The sequence below is a fragment of the Candidatus Methylacidiphilales bacterium genome (assembly GCA_033875315.1).
Taxonomy (GTDB): Bacteria; Verrucomicrobiota; Verrucomicrobiia; order Methylacidiphilales; family CAZTYG01; genus JANRJG01.
This window is the reverse complement of record JANRJG010000012.1, coordinates 44,786-66,134: the sequence shown is the minus strand read 5'-3', so window position 1 is coordinate 66,134 and position 21,349 is coordinate 44,786. Positions and strand designations below refer to the sequence as shown.

Below are 21,349 nucleotides of genomic sequence, written 5' to 3'. Positions count from 1 at the left end.
TCTTGTGACTTACACTTTAGTCCATATGTCGAATAAAAAATCCGAACAATCGCGTCCAGCCAACCCCAATCCGCCCGGCACTTCGGCTGCGGAGCAGCCTCGGGTGCCCGGCTCCGGGGGTGGCTGACGCGGGGACGTTCGCAATCAATATGACATGCCTCACATGGAATCTTCAGTGGAAAAGTCCAGCGGGTGCGACTGGGAAGCTTATCCAAGGGTGCATTGCGGCACTTGATCCAGATGTCATCGGTTTCACAGAGACAGTCATACAAATGGTCCCGGAAGGATACCGCATCGAGTCCGACCCCGACTATGGATACAAGAATGAGGCTGACCAAAGAAAAGTAATTCTATGGAGCAAGAGCCCCTTTACTGAGATTGATATTGTTGGCGATGCCGACATGCCAACCGGCAGATTTGTCTCAGGTGTTTCGGACGGAATACGTTTCATTGGCGTGTGCATACCCTGGCGCGATGCACATGTGCGCAACGGCAAAAAGAACAGAAGACAATGGGAGGATCATCTGGCATTCTGCGCAGGTCTAGCAAGTGTGCTCGCTCGCTCATCCTCACAATCCGTGCCAATTTGCCTTCTCGGCGATTTTAACCAAAGAATTCCGATAGCAAGCCAGCCGATACACGTCTACGATGCGCTTGCACGGGCAATTCCATCGAATATGAAGATTATAACGGAAGGAATAAGGGACGAGAATGGCGGTCAGCTCATTGACCACATTGCAGTTTCTCAGAGCCTTACAGCCTCGACGCCACAGATTGTCTCGCGTTATTCCAGCGATGGCACAGAGCTATCTGACCATGTCGGCGTTTGGACCTGCCTTCAGAAAACAAAAATGCGAACAGACCGATGGACCTAACCGCCATGCCTTCGGCACTTTTGGCACGTCGGCTGCGGAGCAGCCTTTGGTGTCAAAAGCAAGTGGTGGCAGGTCATCGGGGACGTTAGCTGATCAGAAACACCTTGGCCTTGACATTCCGTAAAGGTATAGTTAATATACCAAAATGGAGTTCGAGTTTGACCCGGATAAGTCCGAGAAGAACCGATTGAAGCATGGCATTGATTTTCTCACGGCCCAAAGCTTATGGCAGGACGAGTCACGGCTGATTGTGCCAGCCCGGTCCGAAGACGAACCGAGAGAAGCCATCATTGCCCGATTGGGCGACGTTCATTGGACGGGGATTTACACCACCCGTAATGATAAGTTCAGAATCATATCAGTAAGGAGATCCAGAGATGAAGAAAAACAAAACTACGATCAAGGCCAGTGAATTGGACCGAATTTTTGACGAGGGTGGCGACATCACGTCCCACCTTGATTATACGCGTGCCCGCCGCCCCGGCCTGGAGCAGAAACGGGTGAATGTGGATTTTCCCCAGTGGGTCATTGATTCGCTCGACTTTCAGGCATCGCGCCTGGGTGTTACCCGGCAATCGATTATCAAAGTTTGGATTGCGGAACGACTCAAAGAAGAAAAAGAGCTAACCAGCGCATCCAGCCAACGCGCTGCCGCGCGTGGCTGATGCGGGGACGTTGATATGGCTGTGATTTTGTCAAGTGTGTAGAGTCCACCGTCTCCCCTTTTTCAAAGCGGTTTTTGCCTTTTTTTCAATGAACCGTAGGGAGGCGGCGGAGCCAGAGGAGCGGGTGACTTTCGTGTCCGCTGGTTTGGCTTAGGCTGATATGCGCGGGTTATGGGGATCGCTCCCCACCTATCCGCAGATTCCTTTTATTCACCTCGGCCATAACTTTCGTATCTTGCCAACGTTGGCCCAATCTCAACATACAGGCAACTGTGCCAGTTCTGGAGATGGGCGATAAGACTGGGCTTCGCGAGAATCTCAGATTTTTTGATGGGAGATTGATGACTTTACAACCAGCCATCAGCTAAGAGCCAACAGCCAATCCCCTTCGTAACGCTCTATTTCAACCATTTCTCATCGCCGCTCTGATTTTTGTTCCAGTAGTCGAGCATGAGGGTTTTACGCAGGGTCCAGGTGGCTCCATCGGCACGGGTCCACGATCGCAGGGTGTGGGGAAAGGCGTTATCCACGACGAGCAGGTCTTTCCCGTTGTCATGGGTGACGGTGTAGTGGAATTCTCCGCCGGCGGCAGAAACCTGCACCCGTGCCGTGGCGGTGGCGGGTTTACCGAGGCGGCTGTTCATTTGTGGGTTGAGGAGGGTGATTTGACTCGGATCCACTTTCCCCTCCGACGCCCACATCCGCACCCGCAGGGGCAGTTCCTCGTAGAGATGGGTGGTTTCAGACCACGGCAGGTTTTGCACGCCATCCCCTTCCCCATCCCAGTAGGTGTGCCAGGTGAAGGTGAGGATGTTGTCAAGAAAGCGTCCCATCTTGAAGGTGTTGCCGCAGGCATCGTGGTGGCTGTAGGAGAATTTCAAGGCACGGCCGGTCTTGCGGTCGAGAAACAGGGAGTGCATTTGCTCGTAACGATAGGTGCCGGTTGGGACGGAGACGATCTGGTTGAGCTTGATGACTTCCCGGTCGCCATTCCCATCGGCCTTGACGCCGAGGCGGTCGTTCCAGGGTTCTTTGACTGTGATGAGGCGCACTTCGCAGTCGCGCGCGGTGCCGTAACGGATTTCCCTGGCCTGATAGAGCGTCAGCTCGGCTTTTCCGCCATCCCAGAGGGGCGCGTTGAGGAAATCCGGGGCGGGCGCGGCCTGGAGCGGGAGGCAAGCAACCATGGACGCGACGAGGAATGCGAGAAGAAAGGGCATATGAATTTATGATTGATGATTTGAGATGGATGATTGCGTTGGGATCAGGGGGCTGAGCCCCGCAATTCGCGGGATAAGCCGATTGGATACCATTGCTCCAAAGGCGGCTCAGCAGGAGCTTCGCCCTCCCGTAAGGCAAATGGTAGCCTACTCGAAAGTATCTGGCGTATCAGTGGTTGGCCGTATTCCGGCATCCGACATCCGGCGGCTAGCCGGCATCGTCCGCAGTGACAAGGGGGCGGCCGAGGAGCTTGGTGCGGAGGGCGGCGATGGCGTAATCGCGGTTCATGCGGCCGATGAAGTCGGCGCTGATGCCTTTGGGGCAGACGGCTTCGCAGGCGTAGGTATTGCTGCAATTCCCGAAGCCTTCGGCGTCCATACGCTCGACCATGCCGAGGACACGGGCGTCTTTTTCGGCTTGGCCCTGGGGCAGGACGTTGAGGTGGGTGACCTTGGCCGAGACAAAAAGCATGGCGGAACCGTTCTTGCACGCGGCCACGCAGGCTCCGCAGCCGATGCATTGGGCGGCGTCCATGGCGGTGTCGGCCGCGGTCTTGGGCACGGGGATGGCGTTGGCGTCGGGGGCGGAACCGGTGCGGGCGGAGATGAACCCGCCGGACTGGATGATGCGATCAAAGGCCGATCGGTCGACGATAAGATCCTTGAGTACGGGAAAGGCGCGGGAACGGAAGGGCTCGACGGTGATGGTGTCGCCGTCCTGGAAGCTGCGCATGTAGGTCTGGCAGGTGGCCACGCGGTCCTCGGGGCCGTGGGGCTCGCCGTTGATCATGCAGGAGCAACTGCCGCAGATGCCTTCGCGGCAGTCGTGCTCGAAAGCGATGGGTTCCTTGCCGTCGAGGGTCAGGTCCTCGTTGACGGTGTCGAGCATTTCCAAAAACGACATGTTGGGGTTCAGGTTTTTGGCCTGGTACTCCTCGAAGCGGCCCGTGCTGCCGTTTCCGTTGGCTTCCTGGCGCCAGACGCGAAGGGTGACGTTCATTACTTGTAGCTCCTCTGGGTCATCTTGGTTTCTTCGTAAACGATGGCTTCCTTGTGCAGCTTGGGACCGGAGCCGTTGCCGTATTCCCAGGCGGCGACGTAGGAGTATTCCTCGTCATTGCGCAGGGCCTCGCCGTCCTCGGTCTGGAATTCGGTGCGGAAGTGGCCGCCGCAGGATTCGCCGCGGGCCAGGGCGTCGCGCACGATGAGTTCGCCCAGTTCGAGGAAATCGGCCACGCGCCCGGCTTTTTCCAGGGCCTGGTTGATTTCCTCGTTGTCGCCGGGGACGTTGACGGTTTTCCAGAATTCCTCGCGCAGGGCGGGGATGAGTTGGAGGGCTTTCTCGAGTCCGGCCTTGTCGCGGGCCATGCCGCAGTAGTCCCACATGATCTTGCCCAGTTCCTTGTGGAAGGAATTGACGGTGCGGGTGCCCTTGGTGGCGAGGAACCTGTTGGTCAGGTCCCGGCTGGCCTGGAGGGCCTGTTGGAATTCGGGGGCGTCGTTCTTCGGGCATTTGCCCGGGCCGACGGAGGCGAGGTAGTTGTTGATGGTGTAAGGGATGACGAAGTAACCGTCGGCCAGACCCTGCATGAGGGCGCTGGCGCCGAGGCGGTTGGCCCCGTGGTCGGAGAAGTTGGCTTCGCCGAGGACGAACAGCCCGGGCAGGTTGCTCATCAATTCGTAATCCACCCAGAGGCCGCCCATGGTGTAGTGGATGGCGGGGTAGATGCGCATGGGGGCGTCGTAGGCGTTTTCGCCGGTGATTTCCTTGTAGATGTCGAAGAGGTTGCCGTAACGCTCCTCGATGGTGTGGCGGCCGAGGCGTTTGATGGCGTCGGCGAAGTCGAGGTAAACACCAAGCTTGCCCGGGCCGACACCGCGGCCGTCATCGCAGGCTTCCTTGGCCGCACGGGAGGAGATGTCGCGGGGGGCGAGGTTGCCGTAGCTGGGGTATTTGCGTTCGAGGTAGTAGTCGCGGTCGGCTTCGGGGATGGAGGCCGGGGGTTTGTCGCAGTCTTCCTTTTTCTTGGGGACCCAGACCCGGCCGTCGTTGCGGAGGGACTCGGACATGAGGGTGAGCTTGGACTGGTAGTCGCCGCTGACCGGGATGCAGGTGGGGTGGATCTGGGCGTAGCAGGGGTTGGCGAAAAAGGCGCCTTTTTTGTGGGCGCGCCAGGTGGCGGTGACGTTGGAAAGGCGTCCGTAGGTGGAGAGGTACCAGCAGTTGCCGTAGCCACCGGTGGCGAGGATGACGGCATCGGCGGCATGGGACTCGATGGCCCCGGTGACGAGGTTGCGGGTGATGATGCCCTTGGCATGGCCGTTGACGACCACGAGTTCGACCATTTCGTGGCGGCAGAACATCTGGACGGTGCCGAGGCCGATTTGGCGTTCAAGGGCCTGGTAGGCACCGAGGAGCAACTGCTGTCCGGTCTGGCCGCGGGCGTAGAAGGTGCGGGAGACCTGGGCGCCGCCGAAAGAACGGTTGGCCAGGAGTCCGCCATATTCGCGTGCGAAGGGCACGCCCTGGGCGGCGCACTGGTCGATGATGTTTACGCTGACCTGGGCCAGGCGGTAGACGTTGGCCTCGCGGGCGCGGAAGTCACCGCCCTTGATGGTGTCATAGAAGAGCCGGTGGACGCTGTCGCCGTCGTTCTGGTAATTCTTGGCCGCATTGATCCCGCCCTGGGCGGCCACGCTGTGGGCGCGGCGGGGGCTGTCGTGGTAGGTGAAGCAGTGGACCTGGTAGCCGAGTTCGGCCAGCGAGGCGGCGGCGGAAGCGCCGGCCAGTCCGGTGCCGACGACGATGATCTTGTACTTACGCTTGTTGTTGGGGGCAACCAGCTTGCTGTCCTGTTTGAAGCGGTCCCATTTCTGGGAGAGCGGACCGGGAGGTGTTTTGCTTTGGAGGGACATGGCGGGGCTTTCTAGCTGACGATTTTCAACAACACGGCGGCCGGCACGGAGGACATGCCGAGGAAGATGAGGGTGGAGAGTCCCAGGGCGATGAGGTCGAGCAAGCGGGCGGAGCGCTGGTTGCGCAGGCCGATGGACTGGAACATGCTGGAAATGCCGTGGCTGAGGTGCCAGGAGAGGAGCCCGACGGAAAGGATGTAAAAAGCGGAGATGTAGGGGTTGCTGAAGCCCTGGATGACCATGCGGTAGACATCATGCACTTCCTGGCCGTGCAGCTCGGTGGTGAGGTTCTGGTAGCTCGGGTCGGTGACTTGGACGGTGAAATGGAGGATGTGGTAGATGACAAAGGCCGAGACAATGAGGCCGCTGACGATCATGGTGCGGGAGGCCCAGCTGGAAAGGTTGCGTTCCTTGACGTATCCGGCCGGGCGGGCGCGGCGGTTGTCCAGGACCAGGGAGATGGCACAAACGATGTGCAATACCGCCATGCCGAGGAGGCCCAGGCGGAAGCCCCAGAGGACTTCGGCACTGGACTTGAGCAGCTTGGCGTAGGTGTTGAGCGTTTCCGCTCCGAGGAAGATCTGCAGATTCCCCAGCATGTGGATGATGACGAAACCCACCAATCCGAAGCCGGTGATCGCCATGATGTATTTCTTCCCAAGGGAAGAAGTGAGGATCTGGAAGAACGCTTTCATAAAGGTGGACTAATAGTTGGCCGGGGGTTGGTGATAAGAGACGTTAAATTTTACTTGCCCGTTGTCAAAGCCTGCCTGCGAGGTGCAGCCAATTATTAAGGCCTATTTGATACCGTCAATTCTTCTAATAGGGTGCACAGGTCGCGATTCGGTCGGTCAAGCAGAGCGGAACGCCAGCCGGCGCCCCGGGCCCCCTCCCCGTCGCAGACCGGGTCGTCCCCCCAAAGGATGGCTTCCCCGGCCTTGATGCCCAGCCGCTCCTCAGCCGCCCGGAAGAACCCCGGGTGGGGTTTTTCAAAACCGATTTCCGCGGAAATCAGGAGGTCCTCAAAGTGACGGGACCAGGCGAAGCCGGCCAGCGTGGTGCGCAGGCGGCGGTCCCAGTTGGAAAGCACGGCACAACGGTAGCCTAACTTCACACAACGCTCAACAACCCCTTCAACCTCGGGAAACGCGCACCAGAGCGATGGCTCGGCGAAATCACGGTAAACCGCGTCGAAATAGGCTTCGAAATCCGCCGGGGGCTCCTGGCCATCCCAGGCACGGCGGACGATCCCGCACCACCAGGCCCGGTCATCACTGACCCGGGCAGCCGCCACGGGATCACGAGGTTTCTGCGCCTTCCAAGCCTGCTTGAAACCCTGCTGAAGCCGGTCCCCGTCCGCCTCCACCCCGAATCGACGCGCCACCTCGGCGTACACATGTCCGACCGGTTTGACCGGGTGAATCAACGTCCCGCCGGCATCAAAAAAAATGACCCGAACCGGATTCATGCATTCAATCCGAGCTGGTGCGGACGCGCCGTGTCCAGCGACTTCCATTCGCCAGCCAGATAAAGCGAGCCCAGCACCAAAGTGCCCGCCGGATCTGGATCGGTCCGGACCTGCGCGTGGCAGGCAGCCAGACGATCCCAGCAACGGGTCGCCGCCTGATGGAAGCGGGCGGCCAGTTCATGCGGCGGGGCGCAACGCGGTGAATCCACCGGCACCAGATCGATGGAATAGCCCGGTCGGTCCAGCAGGCCGACCATGGCGTCGAGGTCCTTGTCGCGCATCGAGGCGAAGACGATGCGTCCGGGGACTTCTCCGAAACATTCCTGCCAGAAGGCCAGGGCGGCCCGGATGCCATCCTCATTGTGTCCGCCGTCAATGACCAGGGGGGGATCGTGCCGGACGATCTCGAAACGGGCGGGCCAATCAACGGCAAGCAGTCCGGCGGTGATGGCGGCATCCGGAATCGTCCACCCGAGCCCGCGCAGAATGCCGACCATAGCCAGCACCACGGCGGCGTTCTCCGCTTGGTGGGCGCCGGGAAGCCGGGTGGCCCATGATCTTCCGTCAAAGGTGAAGGCTTGCAGTCCTTCCCTCCGATTCCAGCCTGTCGGCTTCCCATTGCCCGCGTGGACCAAGGTAACATCCAGCTCCCGGGCCCGGGCTTCGACCACGCGCATGGCCTCACCAGGCATTTCCCCCAACACTGCCGGCCGCCCGGGCTTGAGGATGCCGGCTTTCTCCTTCGCGATGGCCTCCAGGGTGGACCCGAGGTATTCCTGGTGATCCATGCCGATGCGGGTGATGGCACAGGCCACCGGATCCACCACGTTGGTGGAATCGAGACGGCCGCCCAGTCCGGTTTCCAGCACAACGACCCCGGTTCCGGCTTCGCGGAAGGCCTGGAATGCCAGGGCGGTAGTGGCCTCAAAGAATGTCGGCTTGCAGCCCTCCCCGGCCAATCGTTGCAGAACCACACGCAACTCCCCTACCCGCGCGGCGAGGACTTCCGGCGCCATGGGCCTGCCCTCCACGCGGATGCGTTCGCCGAAATCGATCAAGTGGGGCGAGGTGTAGAGGCCGCTGCGCAGGCCGGCGCAGCGGAGGATGGAATCGAGCATGGCGGCCACCGACCCCTTGCCGTTGGTGCCGGCAATGTGAACGCAGGCGAGCGACCGCTCCGGGTGATCGAGGGCCGCGCAGAGACGGCGCATGTTTTCCAGCCCCAGTTTGATGCCCGAGGGCTGGAGCGAAAGGAGATAGTGGACGCTTTCCGCGGGACTCATGGTTTTGTGCGCATCCTGAATTCAATCATCAAATGATGCACCCCGTGGGGCTCCGTTCGGGGATGTGGCACGGATGCGGCCCAGCTGAGGAAACATCCCCTCAACCGGCCAGATAACCCAGAAACTTGGCCAGCATGTCGCGCATATCCCGGCGGGGGACGATGTGGTCGATCAGGCCGCGGTCGAGTAGGAACTCGGCGGTCTGGAACCCCTTGGGCAATTGCTGCTGGGTCGTTTCCTTGATCACCCGGGCCCCGGCAAAGCCGATCATGGCCTTGGGCTCGGCGATGATGAGGTCGCCCAGCGACGCATAGCTGGCCATGACGCCGGCCATGGTGGGGTTGGTTAACACCGAAATGAAAGGTTGCCCCCGCTGGGCCAGCCGGGCCAGGGCGGCGCTGGTTTTGGCCAGTTGCATCAGGCTGAACATGCCCTCATACATCCGGGCCCCGCCGGAGGCGGAAAAGACGACCACTGGAAGTTTTTGCTCCGCCCCCCGCTCGATGGCGCGGGTGATCTTTTCCCCCACCACCGAACCCATGCTGCCGCCCAGAAAATTGAAATCCATCGCCGCGACCGAAACCTGGCGGCCGTCGATGCGGCAGTTGCCGGAGACCACGGCCTCATTGAGACCGGTTTTTTTGCGGTAATTCTTCAACCGCTCGGGGTAGCTGGTGACACCGGTGAATTTGAGGATGTCGACACTGGAAAGCGCGGCGTCGGTCTCCTCGAAGCTGTCCGGATCGGCCACACTGAGCAGGCGGGCCCGGGCCGAGAGGGTCATGTGGTGCTCGCACTTGGGACAAACCATGAGGTTGTCCTCCAGTTCCTTGTTGAACAGGACCTCGCCGCAACTGGGGCACTTGGTCCAGAGACCCTGGGGGATTTCTTTCTTTTTGGTCCGGACCGGTGGGCGGTTGGTTCCGTAGGCGGGCTTGTCAAAAATGGCCATAGTGGGTCGTCTGCTTTTGCTTTGTATCAGCCTCGGGCCACCGTGAGGGCCGCCACGTGTGCCGCCCCCGCATCCACCAGGACACGGGCACAGGCGTTGACCGTGGCACCGGTCGTCAAGACATCGTCCAAAAGTAGCAGCCGCCTTCCCCGGGCGTCAAACCCGCTCTTGAGCCGAAACGCCCCCCGCAGGTTTTTCAAGCGTTCACTGCGCCTGAGCCGGGCCTGGTTCGAGGTGACCTTGATGCGCTCCAAGGCCCGGAAAAACCGGCAGTCCCGTGCGCCTCCCCAGTTGACGGGCCAATTCGTGGGCCTGGTTGAATTCCCGCTCCCGTTCGCGTTCAGGGTGGAGGGGCACGGGCACCAGGCCATCCCATCCACCCGCTTCATCGGCATAAAAGCGCCGGTAACCCTCCTCCATCCAACCGGCCAGTTGCCGCAGCCGGTGGAATTCGCCCCGGTACTTGAAACCGTGAACCGCCTCGCGCACCGGTCCCTCGGAGAGATAGCCCGCGCGGGCGCGCGAGATGGCCCAGGTCTGCCCGCGGCAGTTGGTACAATCAAATGCCCCGGTCGGGGTCATCGGGAAGGGCTCCCCGCAGCGCTGGCAGAACGGTTCCTCAACGGGCCGGGGTTCCCCCTCCACCGGCAGGGCCGGGTAGACCAGCCCGATCAGTCCTTCCAGCCAATCTTTCACCGTCTGCGTGCCAGGGGGGAAAGTTGCAGGGCCAGGAACACCGCCAGGAACACCGCGGCCCACAACCCACCTAGTAGATCACTCGTAAACCACAGGGTGTCCCCTCCCCGGTGGTCGCTCAACCCATGGACGCTCTTGATGGCAAAGACCCAACCGGCGTGCAGGCCCACCGCCGCCCAGAGGTGCCCGGCCCGCCAGGCCGTGGCACACAGGACCAACCCGGCCAGGAAAAGACCCAGGCCGCGACGACACACCGATTCCGGGTCGGCCAGACTCGCCGCCCAGTGCCGCCACATCTCCCACACCGTCCACCAGTCCGGAGTTCCGCCGGGCGGGCGCACATCGATGAAGAAGTGCATGGCCGCGAAGACCAGCGATCCGGCGACGGCGACCCAGGGAAGCATTCGCCCGGGAGTGAAAGAAAGCACCGCGAGGAAAAAAATTCCGCGGAAAATCGTTTCCTCAAAGAACCCGATGGAAACGGCCGAAAAGAGGTGGCCCAGGGATTTGGCAACATGCAGTTCCGGATGCCAGACCCGGTGCCCCCAGGCCGCCGACCAGAGGGCCAGTGCACCGACCAAGGCCAGGCCGAGCAGGAAAGACCACAAGGCCGTGCGCAGGGTCCCCGGTTTCCACTGGAACCCCAGCGCGGTCCAACCGCGGATCTTCCAATAGCGCCAAAGGGGTATCAGGAGCAGAAATGCCCCGACCATCAACACGCGGCTGAAGACCCTCCGGAACGAAACATCCCCGTGACCCATGGCATCCAAAGCCAGCCAAACGGGATAGGTGACCAGATTACTCCAGAGGAAAAGAGCCAGCAGGGCCGCCATGGTCCCGGTTAGAAAACGCTTCACCCGCGCATCTTTGCCGCTCCGCCCCCGCGTATCAATACGTGAATTCCGGCCGGGCAGGCCTGGAAGAGCTGCCGCAGGCGGATTTAAGCCGGGCGCTGAATTGGCTTGCCGCTCCGGCGGGCCGACATGACAATGACACATTCAAGACCATGTCCCAAGTCGTCAAAAAAATCACTCCACTGGAATTCGAGAAGCCCATCGTGGAACTCGAGAAAATGCTGGAGGAAATCAAGAGCCACACCCACGAACACCGCATGGATTTCGGGGCCGATGTGGAACGCCTCACCCGCAAACTCGACCAAACCCGCCGCGACGTCTACACCAACCTCACCCCTTGGCAGCGGGTGCAGATCGTCCGCCATCCCCAGCGCCCCTTCGCCCTCGACCACCTCGCCTACATGTGCTCGGAATTCGTCGAACTCCACGGCGACCGCCGCTACGGCGATGACCGGGCGCTCGTCGGCGGGCTGGCCACCCTCGATGGGGAAAAAGTCGTGGTCATTGCGCAACAAAAAGGCCGCGACACCCGGGAAAACCTCATGCGCAATTTCGGCTGCGCCCACCCGGAAGGCTACCGCAAGGCCCTCCGCCTGATGCAACTGGCGCACAAATTCCATCTCCCCATTGTCTGCCTTATCGACACCCCCGGCGCCTACCCCGGCGTCGCCTCGGAGGAACGCCATGTGGCCGAGGCCATCGCGGTCAACATCCGCGACATGTTCACCTTCGAGGTCCCGATCGTGGCCGCCGTCATCGGTGAAGGCGGCAGCGGCGGGGCCCTCGGCATCGGGGTGGCCGACCGGGTGGTGATCCTGGAGAACGCCTACTACTCCGTCATTTCCCCCGAGGGCTGCGCCAGCATCCTGTGGAAGGACCGGGCCTATGCGCCCCAGGCCGCCTCCGCGCTCAAGCTCTCCGCCGCCGATCTGCTGGAAATGGGATTGGTGGACGAGGTCGTTCCCGAACCCGAGGGAGGGGCCCACCGCGATTGGGAAGCCACGTCCAACGCGCTCAAGGCCACCTTGGTAAAACACCTGGCCGTGCTCAAAAAACTTTCGCCCAAGCAACTCCTCGACAAGCGCTACGAGCGCTACCGGGCGTACGGCCAGTTCGAGGAATGATGAGCGCAGTCCGGCCTATTGCCGTTCGTACGTGCCGCGGTCCACTTTCTTGTAAACCTTGAATCCGGCCGACTTGGCCTCGCTGGTGGAGGGTTTGCGCAGGACCTTGGGCGTGTAAATCTGTCCGGGACATTTGCGCACGGCTTTGCGGCAGAGGGGGCAGGCCAGCAGCTCGGGGGCATCCAGCGGGCGGCGCAATTCAAAGGAACCCTTGCAGATCTTGCAGGACCCCTCGACCAATTCGTATTGGTACAACGGCATCAGGCCTGCTCTTCGAGGACTTTCAATTGGTCGCGCAGCAGCGCGGCTTCCTCGAATCGTTCGTCATCGACGGCTTTCTTGAGCAGATCGGCGAGGTTTTTCTTGCGCAACCCCACCTGGGCCGCGGGGACCTTGCCGGAGTGCTGCAACCCCTTCTGGCAGTCGTTGAGCACATCGCCCAGCATCTCGGCGAAAACGGCATAACAATTCGGACAACCCAGGCGTCCGGTCTTGCGGAGGTCCTCGCTGCTGAAACCGCAAACCGTGCAGGCCTGGCCGCGGGAGCTTCCGGCCATGAGCAGGGATTTGGCGGAAATTTCCTCTTCCTCCGCGGGTTCGAGCATCTTGGCCGGGTCGGGCATTCCCTTGGATGCGGCCAGTTTGGAAACGGCCTCCCAGACATCGAAATCGATCAGGTCGGCCTGGTGGATTTCCGGGATGCAGGACTCACAGACATGGACCTCGATGGCTTTGCCGTTCACCACCTTGGTCAGGTGGCAGGTGGCCTCGCTGTTTTTGCAAAACGTGCACTGCATCCCTCCTTGATACCAGCTTGCGCGGACGAATGCAAACAGGGTTGACGCGCCGCCCCCGGCCCGCTTTACTTTCCGGCCCTATGCGCGACAAAGTGATCCTGGAATGCACCGAGGCCAAAGCCGCGGGCGTGCCCGCCTCCCGATACTTCACCACCCGGAACAAGAAGCAGATGACGGAAAAGGTGGAAAAGAAGAAGTACAACCCCTTCCTCAAGAAGCACACCGTCCACCGCGAAACCAAATAAGGCCGGTTTCCTTCTTTATTCGGGCGGCAGGTGGAGCGTGGCCTTTCTGAACGGCTTGCCTTTTCTTTATACTTGCTCTTTATACTTGCCGACCCGCTGATCGTCCTTCTCCTTGGGCGTATCTTGCTCCCTTAAGCCTTAGCCTTCAATTAGCTTTTAGTTTTCCGCTGAGTGCGGCTTCAGCGCCGGATCAAGCCCCCATCGATTCCCCGGTTGCCGATCCGCAGTTTTGGACCGGGTTCAGCGTGGGACCTATTCTTTGACCCGTGCAGCCAGAGGGACTTTCGGTGCGCTGCTGCTCTCGCGCACAATCAATTCCACCGGCAACACTTTCCCCTTCAGCGTCTCACCCCGCGTCTTGGCCCCGAGCCAGAGGTTGAACGCCGTCCGGCCCAGATCCACCTGGGGATGACGGATCGTCGTCAGCGGTGAAGCCAGGTTGGCCGCCAGCAATCCATCGCCGAACCCAACCAAGGACACATCATCCGGCACCCGGTAGCCCTGCCGGCGCAGGATTTCAAATGCGCCCACCGCCACCGCATCGCTGGCACAGACCACGGCGGAGAAGGACACTTCTTCGGCCAGCACCCGGGTCATGGCCTGCTTGCCCGATTCGATATCCAACCCGGCCAGAAAGGCATGGCTGTCGCGGTAAGGCAGTCCGGCTTCCTGCAGGCCCCGCTGGAACCCGACCAAATGCTCGGCCGCCGCGCTGACCGTGGGCGGCCCGGCCAAATACACGATGTCACGGTGGCCGAGTTCCACCAGATGCCGCACCGCCAACATGCCGCCTTTCAGACAATCCACCACCACCCAGGTCGCCTGTTCGTACTGCCCGGCATCCGGCGGGTAATGGTCCAGGAACACCAATGGGATGCGGAATTTGCGCGCCGCCTCCAAAACCGCGGAGCGCTGCTGGTTGCGGGTGAGCGAAAAGACAAAGAGGACTTCCACCTGCCGCTCCGACATCCGCGTCACGGCCTGCATTTCCTGTTCGAAAAGGTTCTGCGACGACGCCACCAGGAGCTCGAACCCGCGCGCGGTCGCCTCCAACTCCAGGCCATGCATGATGTTGCAACCGTAGGGCTCGTTGAGCGAGGGCAGGATCAACCCGATCATTCCGGAAGTTCCACCGCGCAGGCTGCGGGCGGTGCGATTGGGAATGTACCCCAGGCGGTCGGCCTCGCGCCTGACCCGTTCCTTGGTGGCCGCGGCAATGTCGGGAGCATCACGCAGGGCCTTGGATACGGCCATGACCGACAGGTCGAGGTTGGCGGCGATGTGCTTGAGCGTGACCATGCCGACTCCGCCAATCAGAGCCGGGACTCGGCCTCGGCGACATGGGCAATGAATTCCTCACCTGACTTTGCCGCCAGTAATTTGTGCCGGAGGTTTTCCTCCTTGAGCAGGCGGGCCAGGGCCCCGACAGTCGCCAGATAATCGGTCACCATCCGCTTGGGCGTGCCGATGATGAAAATCAAACGCGCGGTTTGTTCGCCGTTTTCAAACTTCACGCCCTCGAGGCTGCGGCCGGCCAGGATGACCAGGTTTTTCACATGGTCGGTGCGGGCATGGGGGAAAGCGATCTCGTTGCCCAGGCAGGTGGATTCCTGTTTCTCCCGCAGCATGAGTTCCTTGAAGAACCCGTCCACGTCGAGCATGTCGGCCTGGCCCCGGGTCATCTCCGTCATTTCACGCAGGGCGGCCTGGTGCGAGGTCTCCTTGAGGTTGAGGGCCACCAGGTAGGGCTTCAAGGTATCGGAAATTCTCTTGGACATAAGACAAACGAGCCGCGAACCCTACGGCATGATCCGGCAATCATCAATGGTTTTTGCTTCGCCCGCCGCCTGGAACCCGTCGGACCCGGGATTCATACGCTGCTCCCGCTCCAACCCAGTTTCCGGCGAAGCACTGTATAGAAATCATTCCCGGCCAGATGCACCAAAGGCACCGGGTTCGGATCTCGCCGGATCTCCACTTCATCCCCGGAAACCAGATCCAGACACCTGGTACCATCCAGACTCAACACCAGAGCCGGGGACCGGGCCGGCACCCGCACCCGGACGTCATCGCGGGCATCCAGGATGACCGGCCGGTTCGTCAATGCGTGTGCACATACCGGGGTGATGACCATCACGGATGCTGTCGGACTGACCACCGGACCTCCAGCCGAGAGCGAGTAAGCCGTTGATCCCGTCGGCGTCGCCAGCAACAATCCGTCGCACATATAATCGCTCAGCAGGCGACCGCTGACTTCCACATCCAGCCGGATCATATGAGCGTGGTGACCCCGGAAAATCACCGCCTCGTTCAAGGCCCAGCCGCGCGAAAAGGTCTTTCCTCCCCGGATGACTTTCACCGCCAGGGTCATGCGGCGGCTGATTTGGTAATCCCCCGCCAGGACGCGGGACATGTCGGTGACGACCGATCGGCTGGCAATTGAAGTGAGGAAACCCAGCGAACCCGCATTGATTCCCAAAAGCGGCACCCCCGAGCCCCGGCTTCGACGCGCGGCCTGGAGCAGTGTGCCGTCCCCACCCACTGCCACCAACAGATCGTCGCCCGCCTGGGTGAACGGGGTCTCGCGCGACACCGCCCCTTCCTCGACCGCCTCGCCCCAGCGGCTCTCAACACCCAGTCGCCGGAAAAGCCGTTTCAACCGAGTGGCCACGGTTCGCGCCCCCGATTTCGCCGGGTTGACCATCACGGCCACACGATGCACCGGATGTAGACTCATCCACGCACCTTATCCGTGGCGGGCGGCGATACCAGCCCAGAAACGACCGCTTGGAAGGCGCCCCTTCCGGCCACCAGCAAAAATTCCTCATTCCCGTCGCCCCCGGTGATCGGCGAAGGCTCGACCCCGAAGATTTTCCAGCCGGGTTGCGCGTTGACCCACGCTTGCACACCCTCCACCGCCTGCCAGCGCAGTTGCGGGTCGCGCACCACCCCGCCCTTGCCAATCGCCGCCCGTCCGCACTCGAATTGCGGTTTGACCAACAAAACCACCCCGGCATCAGGTCCGGCCCATGGCCACAGCGACGGCAAAACCAAACCCAGGGAAATGAAGGAAACATCCACCACGATCAACCCGAAGGTGCCGGTCCATGGGGCCGGTGGGGTCTCGCGGATGTTGATTTTCTCATAGACCACCACCCGGGGGTCGGCGCGGAGAGCCGGATCGAACTGACCATGTCCGACATCCACGGATACCACCTGCGCCGCCCCGGCTTGCAGCAGACAGTCGGTGAATCCGCCCGTGGACGCCCCCACATCCAGACATCGCAGTCCCTGGACCGGGATTTCAAAACGGTCCAGTGCGGCCTGAAGCTTGACCCCACCCCGGCTGACGAAGCGCACCCGCGCGGTCGTCTCGATGACATCCGATGCCACCACCTTGTGTGCGGGACGCAGGCAGGTCACCCCGTTCACCTGGACCTTGCCCGATTCCACCGACTCACGGGCCAGGGCCCTGCTGCGGGCCAGACCGCGCGCCACCAACTCGGTATCCAGACGCGCTCCCATCCTCATGGCCAATCCCATCCACCGATCCTGCCACAGGGCCGGGCCAGCGTCAAAACTGTCGCCTGGATGCTGACAATACCCATTCCGATTACTTTCCGCATCTGGGATGGCAAAACTCTTGCTTCCACGCACAGAGTTATTACGTTGGAAATCATGCACTCGTCCCGTATTGATGCCTACCCGGAGGCCCAAGGCCTTTACCGCCCGGAACACGAACACGATAGTTGCGGTGTCGGTTTCGTCGCCAGCATCAAAGGACTCAAATCCCACGACATTCTCAAGAAAGCCCTCACCTGCGTCGGCAACCTCGCCCACCGCGGCGCGGTCGACGCCGATGCCAAGTCCGGAGACGGCGCGGGCGTTCTGACCCAGATCCCCCACGCCCTCTTCCGGCGCGAGCTGGAGAAAATGGGACACAAGCTTTTCGACGACAAAGATCTCGCCGTCGGGATGTTCTTCCTTCCCCGGTCGAGCGAATACGATGCCGCCCGTTGCCGCAAGACGGCCGAGGAAGTCCTTTCCGCCCGCGGCCTGCTTCCCGTCGGCTGGCGCAAGGTCCCGGTCAATCCCAAGATCATGGGCGACAAAGCCGCCTCCACCGCACCCACCATCGAGCAATTGCTCATCATCCGCCCCGACGCGGCCAGCCTCTCCGACGACCAATTCGAGCGCACGCTCTACCTCTGCCGCAAGGAAATCGAGAAACGCGCCCTGGCCGACCAGATCGCCAACCTCTACATCCCCTCCCTCTCCTCGCGCACCATCGTTTACAAGGGCATGTTCACCGCCAGCCAGCTGGAAAGGTTCTACAAGGACCTCTCCGATCCGGTTTACGTCACCGCCCTCGCGCTGTACCACCAGCGCTACAGCACCAACACCTTCCCCACCTGGGGCCTGGCCCACCCTTTCCGCATGCTCGCCCACAACGGCGAAATCAACACGGTCCGCGGCAATCGCAACTGGGTCACCGCCCGCGAGGCCGACCTGTCCTCCCCCATTTGGGGCAATGATGTCGGCCTCCTCCGCCCCGTCATCCAGCGCAACGGCAGCGATTCGTCCAGCGCCGACAACGCGCTGGAACTCCTGGTCCATTCCGGCCGCAGCCTCCTCCACGCCCTCATGATGATGGTGCCGGCCGCCTTCCGCTCGGAAAAACAACTCTCCGCCGACGTCAAGGGATTCTACGAATTCCACGAACTCATGGCCGAACCCTGGGACGGACCCGCCGCCCTCGCCGTCAGTGACGGCCGCATGGTCGTGGCCTGCCTCGACCGCAACGGTCTGCGCCCCGCCCGCTACCAAGTCAGCACCGACGGCCTCATCCTCATGGGCTCCGAGGTCGGCCTCGGCCAACTGGCTCCCGAAACCATCACCGAGGCCGGCCGCCTCGCCCCGGGCGAGATGATCGCCATCGACACCACCAACGGACGTCTCCTCCGCAATGAGGAAATCAAATCCCTGGTGGCCTCCGCCCAACCCTACGCTTCCTGGGTCAAGGACGGCCTCAAGTCCCTTTCCGATATCGCCCCCGCCGCGGCCCAATCCCTCTCCCCACGGGGACTCGAACCCTCCGCCCTCCTCAGCGAATCCTACAGCTTCGCCTACACCGAGGAAGAAATCGCCACCATCCTCAAACCCATGGTTGAAAAGGGCGAGGAACCCCTCGGTTCCATGGGCGACGACACCCCCCTCGCCGTCCTCTCCCAGCGCCCCCGCATCCTCGCCCATTACTTTCGCCAACTCTTCGCCCAGGTCACCAATCCCCCGATCGATCCCATCCGGGAAAAGCTCGTCATGGACACCATGGCCTTCCTCGGACCGAAGAAGAACTGGCTCGATGCATCCCCCGATTACGCGCACCAGCTCCGCATCGACTCCCCCGTCCTGACCAATGGCGAGCTCGAAACCATCCGCCAGTTGGGCGACGCCCACCTCCGCAGCGAGACCCTCTCGCTCCTCGTCCCCGTCGAAGGCTCCGGCGGGTCTTTCGAGGCCCCCGTCGAACGCCTTCTCCAACAAGTTGATGCCGCCATCGACGCCGGTGTGTCCCTCCTCATCCTGAGCGACCGCGGCACCTCCCCCACCCACAGCTCCCTGCCCATGCTGCTGGCGGTCGGCGCCGTGCACCACCACCTCATCCGCTCCGGCCGGCGCATGCGGGTATCCCTGCTCTGTGACACCGCCGAAGCCCGGGACGTCCACCAGTTCGCCACCCTCATCGGCTACGGAGCCTCCGCCATCAACCCCTACCTCGTCTGGGACAACATCGCCGCCCTCCGCAACGCCGGAAACTTCGAGGGGAAATCCGAGGCCGATCTGGTCAAGAACTACCGCTCCGCCATCAACAAGGGCCTGCTCAAAATCATGTCCAAGATGGGCATCAGCAAGCTTTCCAGCTACCACGGTGCGCAGATTTTCGAGGCCATCGGTCTCCACCCCGATCTCATCGCCCGCTACTTCACCGGCACCACCTCCTTCGTCGGTGGCATCGGCCTGGCTGAAATCGCCCGGGAAACGTTCCGCCGCCACGCCCTCGGCCTCGAGGAAACCGCCGCTGGCAAGCCCCCCCAGGGCGGCTTCTACCGCTACCGCCGCGACGGCGAAATGCATGTCGTCACCCCCCCGGTGTTGCAAAGCCTCCACGCCTTCACCGGCATCAAGGGCGCCGACAAGGCCAACAAACCCGAGGACTACCAGACCTTCGTCAAGGCCGTGGAGCTGAACCGCCCCGTCGCCATCCGCGATCTTCTGCGCCTCAAGCCCCGGAACCCCATCCCGCTCGACGAAGTCGAACCCGTCGAGGAAATCCGCGCCCGCTTCACCACCGCCGGCATGTCCCTCGGCGCCATCTCCCCGGAATCGCACGAGATGCTCGCGGTGGCCATGAACCGCATCGGCGGCAAATCCAACTCCGGCGAAGGCGGCGAGGACCGCATCCGTTTCAGTCCGTTGGAAAACGGCGACTCCAAGAACTCCCGCATCAAACAGGTCGCCTCCGGACGCTTCGGCGTCACCGCCGAATACCTCGCTTCGGCCACGGAAATCGAAATCAAGATCGCGCAGGGCGCCAAGCCCGGCGAAGGCGGCCAGATTCCCGGCCACAAGGTCTCCGCCATCATCGCCAAGCTCCGCCACAGCACCCCGGGTGTCATGCTCATCTCGCCCCCGCCGCACCATGACATTTACTCGATCGAGGACCTGGCCCAGCTCATCTACGACCTCAAGCAGGTCAACCCCCGGGCCAAGGTCTGCGTCAAACTGGTGGCAGAGGCCGGCGTCGGCACCGTCGCCGCCGGGGTGGCCAAGGCCCACGCCGACATCATTCTCGTTTCCGGCCACGACGGCGGCACCGGGGCCTCCCCGCTGTCCTCGGTCAAATTCGCCGGCAGCCCCTGGGAACTCGGCGTCGCCGAAACCCAGCAAGTCCTCCTCCTCAACGACCTCCGCAACCGCATCACCCTCCGCACCGACGGCGGCATGCGCACCGGGCGCGACATCATCGTGGCCGCCCTGCTCGGGGCCGAGGAATTCAACTTCGGAACCGCCGCCCTCCTCGCCTTGGGCTGTGTCTACGTCCGCCAGTGCCACCTCAACACCTGCCCCGTCGGGATCGCCACCCAGGACGAAAAACTCCGGGCCAAGTTCAAGGGCACGGCCGACGGCGTCGTCAACTACCTCAATGCCGTTGCCCGCGAAGTCCGGGAAATCATGGCCGCGCTCGGCGTGCGCAAGCTCAACGACCTCATCGGCCGGACCGAGTTCCTCGAACAAATCTCCCTGCCCGACCATCCCAAGGCCAACACCCTCGACCTCTCCAACCTCCTCCACATCCCGGACATCGATCCCCTCGCCATCCGCTACCACACCTGGGAGCGCAATGACAAGGCGGACGACATCACCCTCGATGAATCCATCCTCCAGGACGTCAAGAGCACCCTCCAGACCCAGAAGCCCATCACCCTCAAGTACAAGGTCCGCAACGTCCACCGCTGCATCGGCACCAGCCTGAGCGGCGAGATCGCCTACCGCTTCGGCGACTCCGGCCTGCCCGACCGCACCATCAACCTGGAACTGACCGGCTCGGCCGGACAGTCCTTCGGCGTCTTCCTCGTCAAGGGCATCCGCCTCAAACTCATCGGCGAAGCCAATGACTACGTCGGCAAGGGCATGAACGGCGGCGAAATCATCCTGGTTCCCTCCAAGAAGGTCCAATACGACCCCTCCCGCAACATCATCTGCGGCAACACCTGCCTCTACGGCGCCACCGGGGGCAAACTCTTCGCCTACGGCAGTGCCGGCGAACGCTTCGCCGTCCGCAACTCCGGCGCCACCGCGGTGGTCGAGGGCGTCGGCGACCACGGCTGCGAATACATGACCAACGGCACGATTGTCGTTCTCGGCCCCACGGGCAAGAACTTCGGCGCCGGCATGTCCGGGGGCCGCGCCTTCCTGCTCGACGAGTCCGGCCAGACCGCCGGACTGGTCAACACGGACATGGTTGCCGTTGAACCCCTGGCCGATGCCACCGAGGAAGCCTTCCTCAAAGGCCTCATCAGCGAACACGCCGAAGCCACGGAAAGTGCCAAGGCCCGCGGCCTCCTGGCCGATTGGGAACAGACCAAGGCCAAATTCCGCGTCATCCGACCCCACCCCGCCGCCGTCGCCCTGACCCCGGTCGCCGCCAAACCCTGATTCATCCCCCCATTCATTCGTTTACGGCCCCAAAGCT

Annotated in this window: 21 protein-coding genes; 6 read left to right on the top strand and 15 right to left on the bottom strand. The window is 62.1% G+C overall.

Features of this window, described 5'->3' with window-relative positions; all coding sequences use genetic code 11:
- Positions 1-149 precede the first annotated feature (149 nt).
- The 3 genes from SFU85_04480 to SFU85_04470 all read left to right on the top strand — a co-directional run bounded on the left by SFU85_04480 (position 150) and on the right by SFU85_04470 (position 1,540).
- Positions 150-875: an endonuclease/exonuclease/phosphatase family protein gene (locus tag SFU85_04480; protein MDX6766028.1), complete on the top strand. Its 726-nt coding sequence runs from the start codon at positions 150-152 to the stop codon at positions 873-875.
- A gap of 145 nt (positions 876-1,020) precedes the next feature.
- Positions 1,021-1,287, top strand: a complete 267-nt coding sequence (locus SFU85_04475) for a BrnT family toxin (protein MDX6766027.1) — start codon at positions 1,021-1,023, stop codon at positions 1,285-1,287.
- The gene (locus tag SFU85_04470; protein MDX6766026.1) at positions 1,253-1,540 is read left to right on the top strand and encodes a hypothetical protein; all 288 of its coding nucleotides are present in this window, start codon (positions 1,253-1,255) and stop codon (positions 1,538-1,540) included. The genes SFU85_04475 and SFU85_04470 overlap by 35 nt, the downstream gene beginning before the upstream one ends.
- A gap of 398 nt (positions 1,541-1,938) precedes the next feature.
- Here the strand turns inward: SFU85_04470 and SFU85_04465 are convergent, their stop codons facing one another.
- From SFU85_04465 to SFU85_04425, 9 genes are all read right to left on the bottom strand, one after another.
- The gene (locus SFU85_04465; protein ID MDX6766025.1) at positions 1,939-2,760 is read right to left on the bottom strand and encodes a hypothetical protein; all 822 of its coding nucleotides are present in this window, start codon (positions 2,758-2,760) and stop codon (positions 1,939-1,941) included.
- Positions 2,761-2,968: 208 nt separating this feature from the next.
- Positions 2,969-3,760 carry a succinate dehydrogenase/fumarate reductase iron-sulfur subunit gene (locus SFU85_04460; protein ID MDX6766024.1) on the bottom strand — a complete coding sequence of 264 codons (792 nt, stop codon included), beginning with the start codon at positions 3,758-3,760 and terminating at the stop codon, positions 2,969-2,971.
- A complete protein-coding gene (locus SFU85_04455; protein ID MDX6766023.1) occupies positions 3,760-5,676 on the bottom strand; it encodes a fumarate reductase/succinate dehydrogenase flavoprotein subunit in 1,917 nt (638 codons plus the stop codon). The genes SFU85_04460 and SFU85_04455 overlap by 1 nt, the downstream gene beginning before the upstream one ends.
- A gap of 11 nt (positions 5,677-5,687) precedes the next feature.
- On the bottom strand, positions 5,688-6,371 hold the full coding sequence (locus tag SFU85_04450; protein ID MDX6766022.1) for a succinate dehydrogenase cytochrome b subunit: 684 nt from the start codon (positions 6,369-6,371) through the stop codon (positions 5,688-5,690).
- 95 nt (positions 6,372-6,466) lie between these two features.
- Complete coding sequence (locus SFU85_04445) at positions 6,467-7,144, bottom strand: HAD-IA family hydrolase (GenBank protein MDX6766021.1); 678 nt, start codon at positions 7,142-7,144, stop codon at positions 6,467-6,469.
- A complete protein-coding gene (locus SFU85_04440) occupies positions 7,141-8,427 on the bottom strand; it encodes a folylpolyglutamate synthase/dihydrofolate synthase family protein (GenBank protein MDX6766020.1) in 1,287 nt (428 codons plus the stop codon). The genes SFU85_04445 and SFU85_04440 overlap by 4 nt, the downstream gene beginning before the upstream one ends.
- Positions 8,428-8,527: 100 nt before the next feature.
- Positions 8,528-9,379, bottom strand: a complete 852-nt coding sequence (accD, locus tag SFU85_04435; GenBank protein MDX6766019.1) for an acetyl-CoA carboxylase, carboxyltransferase subunit beta — start codon at positions 9,377-9,379, stop codon at positions 8,528-8,530.
- Between the two features lie 204 nt (positions 9,380-9,583).
- Positions 9,584-10,075 carry a hypothetical protein gene (locus SFU85_04430; protein ID MDX6766018.1) on the bottom strand — a complete coding sequence of 164 codons (492 nt, stop codon included), beginning with the start codon at positions 10,073-10,075 and terminating at the stop codon, positions 9,584-9,586.
- A complete protein-coding gene (locus SFU85_04425; GenBank protein MDX6766017.1) occupies positions 10,072-10,932 on the bottom strand; it encodes a CPBP family intramembrane glutamic endopeptidase in 861 nt (286 codons plus the stop codon). The genes SFU85_04430 and SFU85_04425 overlap by 4 nt, the downstream gene beginning before the upstream one ends.
- A gap of 149 nt (positions 10,933-11,081) precedes the next feature.
- On the opposite strand from SFU85_04425, the gene SFU85_04420 reads away from it, so the two are divergent.
- Positions 11,082-12,053: an acetyl-CoA carboxylase carboxyltransferase subunit alpha gene (locus tag SFU85_04420; protein ID MDX6766016.1), complete on the top strand. Its 972-nt coding sequence runs from the start codon at positions 11,082-11,084 to the stop codon at positions 12,051-12,053.
- 15 nt (positions 12,054-12,068) lie between these two features.
- Here SFU85_04420 and SFU85_04415 read toward each other — a convergent pair whose 3' ends face one another.
- Both SFU85_04415 and SFU85_04410 read right to left on the bottom strand, forming a co-directional pair.
- Positions 12,069-12,314, bottom strand: coding sequence for a hypothetical protein (locus tag SFU85_04415; protein MDX6766015.1), 246 nt, complete (start codon positions 12,312-12,314; stop codon positions 12,069-12,071).
- On the bottom strand, positions 12,314-12,850 hold the full coding sequence (locus tag SFU85_04410; GenBank protein ID MDX6766014.1) for a UvrB/UvrC motif-containing protein: 537 nt from the start codon (positions 12,848-12,850) through the stop codon (positions 12,314-12,316). Before SFU85_04410 ends, SFU85_04415 begins: the two co-directional genes overlap by 1 nt.
- 80 nt (positions 12,851-12,930) lie before the next feature.
- Here SFU85_04410 and rpmG point away from each other — a divergent pair, with 80 nt between their 5' ends.
- Complete coding sequence (rpmG, locus tag SFU85_04405) at positions 12,931-13,095, top strand: 50S ribosomal protein L33 (GenBank protein ID MDX6766013.1); 165 nt, start codon at positions 12,931-12,933, stop codon at positions 13,093-13,095.
- A gap of 252 nt (positions 13,096-13,347) precedes the next feature.
- Here the strand turns inward: rpmG and SFU85_04400 are convergent, their stop codons facing one another.
- The 4 genes from SFU85_04400 to SFU85_04385 all read right to left on the bottom strand — a co-directional run bounded on the left by SFU85_04400 (position 13,348) and on the right by SFU85_04385 (position 16,620).
- Positions 13,348-14,394, bottom strand: a complete 1,047-nt coding sequence (locus tag SFU85_04400) for a LacI family DNA-binding transcriptional regulator (GenBank protein ID MDX6766012.1) — start codon at positions 14,392-14,394, stop codon at positions 13,348-13,350.
- A 14-nt stretch (positions 14,395-14,408) separates the two neighbouring features.
- Entirely contained in the window at positions 14,409-14,873 is a 465-nt protein-coding gene (locus tag SFU85_04395; GenBank protein ID MDX6766011.1) for a PTS sugar transporter subunit IIA, read from the bottom strand.
- 92 nt (positions 14,874-14,965) lie between these two features.
- Positions 14,966-15,832, bottom strand: a complete 867-nt coding sequence (locus SFU85_04390; GenBank protein ID MDX6766010.1) for an NAD(+)/NADH kinase — start codon at positions 15,830-15,832, stop codon at positions 14,966-14,968.
- Positions 15,829-16,620: a TlyA family RNA methyltransferase gene (locus SFU85_04385; GenBank protein ID MDX6766009.1), complete on the bottom strand. Its 792-nt coding sequence runs from the start codon at positions 16,618-16,620 to the stop codon at positions 15,829-15,831. Before SFU85_04385 ends, SFU85_04390 begins: the two co-directional genes overlap by 4 nt.
- 153 nt (positions 16,621-16,773) lie before the next feature.
- On the opposite strand from SFU85_04385, the gene gltB reads away from it, so the two are divergent.
- Positions 16,774-21,312 (top strand): glutamate synthase large subunit, encoded by a 4,539-nt coding sequence (gene gltB / locus SFU85_04380; protein MDX6766008.1) that lies wholly within the window; start codon positions 16,774-16,776, stop codon positions 21,310-21,312.
- The last annotated feature ends 37 nt before the right edge of the window (positions 21,313-21,349 follow it).